The organism is Pseudacidovorax intermedius (assembly GCF_001476815.1).
Classification (GTDB): Bacteria; Pseudomonadota; Gammaproteobacteria; order Burkholderiales; family Burkholderiaceae_C; genus Xenophilus; species Xenophilus intermedius_A.
On the sequence record NZ_LDSL01000248.1, the window covers coordinates 1 to 3,897 of the forward strand.

The following is a 3,897-nucleotide window of genomic DNA, read 5'->3' on the forward strand; positions in this document are numbered from 1 at the left end:
CGCTGCGCCGCAGCGCCACGCCGCCGCCGCGCACGGCCGCGCCCGCCGCCCCGGACACCGCCGTGGCCGCGGCCCAGTTGCCCACCGTCACCGTGCAGTCCGAGGCCCCCGGCGAGACGGCCACCGGCCACGTCGCCGGCAACGTCGCCCGGCGCAGCGCCACGGCCACCAAGACCGACACGCCGATCCTGGAGACGCCGCAGTCCCTGTCCGTCGTCACCGCCGACCGCATCGAGGCCATGGGCGCCCTCACCCTGCGCGACGCGCTCGGCTACACCCCCGGTGTCGGCGTCGCACCCTACGGCGCCGATTCGCGCTACGACTGGATCACCGTGCGCGGCTTCGATGCCTACAGCCCCGGCTTCTACCTGGACGGCCTGCCGCTGCGCAACAACGGCAACTTCGGCGTCTGGAAGACCGACAACTACGGCGCCGAGCGCATCGAATTGCTGCGCGGCCCGGCCTCGGTGCTCTACGGCCAGGGCAACCCCGGCGGCGTGGTCAACGTGGTGAGCAAGCGCCCCACCGAAGAGCCGGTGCGCGAACTGCAGCTTCAGCTGGGCGACCACCAGCGCCGCCAGGTCGCGGCCGACTTCTCCGGCGCGCTCAACGCTGATGGCACCCTGCTCTACCGCCTGACCGGCGTGGCGCGCGACGCGAAGCTGCCCGACGGCCGCATGCCCGACGACTACCAGTACATCGCGCCCGCCTTCACCTGGCAGCCCAGTGCCGACACCCGCCTCACGCTGCTGACCCAATTCAGCCGCACCCGCGCCGGCACCTACACCCGCACCGCGCCCGCCTACGGTTCGCTGCTGCCCACCGCGGCCGGCACGCGCATCCCGGCGGACCTGTACCTGAGCGACCCGACCCTCAACCGCTTCCACCATGAGCAGCAGATGGTCGGCTACCAGTTCGAGCACCGCATCGACGGCACCTGGACCGTGCGCCAGAACCTGCGCGGCGCCCACCTCGACCTGGACTACCGCCAGGTCTCGCCCGACGCCTTCATCACCGTCGACCCGGACAACCCGCGCGACCCCGCCAACTTCCGCACCCTGTCGCGCTCGCTCTTCTCCAGCCGCGAACGCACCTCGGCCTTCGCGCTGGACAACCAGATCGAAGGCGACCTGCGGCTGGGCGACTGGCGCCACCAGCTCATCGCCGGCCTGGACCACCAGCGCACCCGGGTGGACCAGGTCAGCCGCAGCGGCGGCACGGCGCCCTCGCTGGACCTGGCTGCGCCCTTCTACGGCGGCGGCCCCACCGAGCCCGCGCCGCCCTACCTGGACGGCATCAACCGCCTGACCCAGACCGGCCTGTACGTCCAGGACCAGATGAAGTGGCGCGACCGCTGGGTGTTCAACCTGGGCGGCCGCTACGACTGGGCCGAGACCACCAACGACGACCGCGGCAGCGCCACCCGCACCACCGTGAAGGACCACAAGGCCACCGGCCGCGCCGGCGTCGTGTACCTGATGGACGGCGGCTGGGCGCCCTATGCCGGCTACACCCAGTCCTTCCTGCCCACCAACACCGTGGACCCGGCCACCGGCCAGCCCTTCGCGCCGGAGACCGCGCGGCAGTACGAGGTCGGCATCCGCTACCAGCCGCCCGGCCGCCGCCAGAACTTCAGCGCCGCGGTGTTCGACCTGCGCCGCAACAACTACATCAGCTACGACGCGATCACCTTCCTGCCCCAGCAGCGCGGCCAGCTGTCCGTGCGCGGCCTGGAACTGGAAGCCACGGCCGAGCTCATGCCGCGCCTGAACCTGGTGGGCTCCTACACCTTCATGCCGCGGGCCGTCGTCACGCAAAGCGTCAACCCGTCGGAGATCGGCAGGCAGGCCAGCGCCGTGCCCCGACACCGCCTGTCGCTGTGGGTGGACTACCGCTTCGACAACGGTGTGCGCGTGGGACTGGGCGCGCGCTACAACGGCAGCACCCGCGGCGAAGGCGAGCGCGCGCCGGCACCGGTGCCGGCCTACACGCTGTACGACGCCCTGCTGGGCTACGACCTCGGCCGCTGGAACCTGGCGCTGAACGTGCGCAACCTGAGCAACCGCAGCGCCATCAGCAACTGCACGTCCTTCGCCTGCTACTACGTCGCGCCGCGTTCGGTGGTGGCGAGCGCGACGTACCGGTTCTGAGGCGGCGTCAGGGCCAGGGCGGCGGCGGCTCGGGCACGTCCTCGGCGGGCGGCCGGCCCGCCGGCCGGTGCGCCGCAGCCTTGCGTTCGGCCCGGGGGCCCTGGCCCGTCCAGCGCTGCACGGCGCGGCGCAGGCTGCGTGGGCTGCCGTAGCCGGTCTGTTCGGCCACGTCCTGCATGGAGGCGCGGGTGCCGCGCACCAGTGCCAGGGTGCGCAGCCGGCGCTCCTCGGCCAGCAGACCGCGGTAGGTCAGGCCTTCCTCGAACAGCTTGCGGCGCAGGGTGCGCTCGGTCATGTTCAGCGCGCCGGCGATCTGCGCGAAGGTGGGCACGGCGGCGGTGTGGCGGCGGATCACCTGTGCCACCGCGGCGCCGTGGTCCGTCAGCGCCTGGCGTGGACTGGCCTGCTCCAGCACCTCGCGCATGCGCAGGGCCACGCAGGCGTCGGCGCTGTGGACGGGCAGCGCCGGCCCCACGCCCAGCCGGTGCAGGCCGGCATCGAACTTCACGCGGCAGCCGAAGACGCGGTCGAACACCGACGCGTCCGCCGGCCGGGCCAGCGCCAGGCTGACGCTGCGCGGTCGGAAGTCCGTGCCCAGCACCTGCCGCGTCAGCGACTGCAGCGCGGCCAGGGTGTAGGCGACCAGAAAGGGCTCCACGTCCGTGTCGCCGTGGCGCGGCTGCACGACCATGCCGAATTCGCCATCGACCCAGGCCTCCTCCACGGCCAGCGGAAAGCCGGCACTGCGGTGGAACTCGGCCAGCAGCCGGAACATGTCGTGGATGTCGGCGCTGGCCATCATGCCCAGGCCCACGTGGCCCAGGGAGACCACGCCCAGCCGGCCACCCAGGCGCAGCGCTTCCTCCAGCGACAGCTCGGCCACCGCGGCATAACGGCGCAGCACTTCCACGCACTGCCGGTACGACACGTTGAAGTCCGGTGCCGCCAGGTCGTCCGGGCCGAAGCCCATGCCGCGCATCAGCCGGTCCGGCCGCACCCGGCCCGCGCCGATGCGGGCGGCGAGCAGCCGCAGCAGCACCGGCGCGAGGTCGGCGTGCTGGTCGTCCCTGCCTGCGTGCCCTTGGCCGCCCTTTGCCATTTCGTCCTCGACAAATGTCAATTTTTGTTGCCGACCGAATAATAAATTGGTTCTAAAAACGAAACCGGCAGTAACCCTAAGAAACATTTATTGACGCTTTTTGTCCGGTCGAGTGCCGGTATCTGGTCAATCGGGTCCCCTTCGGCAACACGGTACGCCTTTAATGTGTTGCCTGTGGTTGCAATTGTGTCGCCACGTGTATCCAGCCGGCGTGTGCGTCCGGAGGATTGTCCGGCCGCACCAAGCGCGGCGAGGGGAGTAGATGAGCGCAGCGAAAGATCGCCTGAAGGGCCTGACCGACCCCGGCCTGGCCGCCCTGGGCGCGGCAGGTGCCATATGCAGCCTGGCCGTGTCGGGTGCCAGCATTGCCGGTGCCGTGTGCGCCGCGGCGCTTCTGGTGGCGGGCGTGCTGGGCGAGCGCGCCGAGCGCCGCCGCCGCCTGCGCACCCAGGCGCAGCTGGAACAACTGCTGGCCGGCTTCGAATCCTTCGGTGGCGACCTGGCGCCGGTGTGGTCCGGCCAGATCGAATCGTCGCGCGGCCAGATGGAGGCCGCCATCGCCTCCCTGTCCGGGCGCTTCGCCAACATCGTCAGCCACCTGGGCCGCACGCTGGACCAGTCCGCCGGTGCCGGCGCCGCCTCCCAGGA

2 protein-coding genes and 1 pseudogene are annotated in these 3,897 nt (G+C 71.6%); 2 read left to right on the forward strand and 1 reads right to left on the reverse strand.

Annotated features, from left to right (window positions below):
• Positions 1 to 2 precede the first annotated feature (2 nt).
• Positions 3 to 2,150, forward strand: a complete 2,148-nt coding sequence (locus NS331_RS24925; RefSeq protein WP_082702771.1) for a TonB-dependent siderophore receptor — start codon at positions 3 to 5, stop codon at positions 2,148 to 2,150.
• A gap of 7 nt (positions 2,151 to 2,157) precedes the next feature.
• Here NS331_RS24925 and NS331_RS24930 read toward each other — a convergent pair whose 3' ends face one another.
• Positions 2,158 to 3,249, reverse strand: coding sequence for an AraC family transcriptional regulator (locus NS331_RS24930; RefSeq protein WP_058644587.1), 1,092 nt, complete (start codon positions 3,247 to 3,249; stop codon positions 2,158 to 2,160).
• Positions 3,250 to 3,511: 262 nt separating this feature from the next.
• Here NS331_RS24930 and NS331_RS26945 point away from each other — a divergent pair.
• Positions 3,512 to 3,897, forward strand: a pseudogene (locus NS331_RS26945) (methyl-accepting chemotaxis protein); the annotation flags it as partial.

Coding starts and splice junctions, on each gene's coding strand:
- NS331_RS24930 (WP_058644587.1), bottom strand. CDS start 3,249: ATGGCAAAGGGCGGCCAAGGGCACGCAGGCAGGGACGACCAGCACGCC.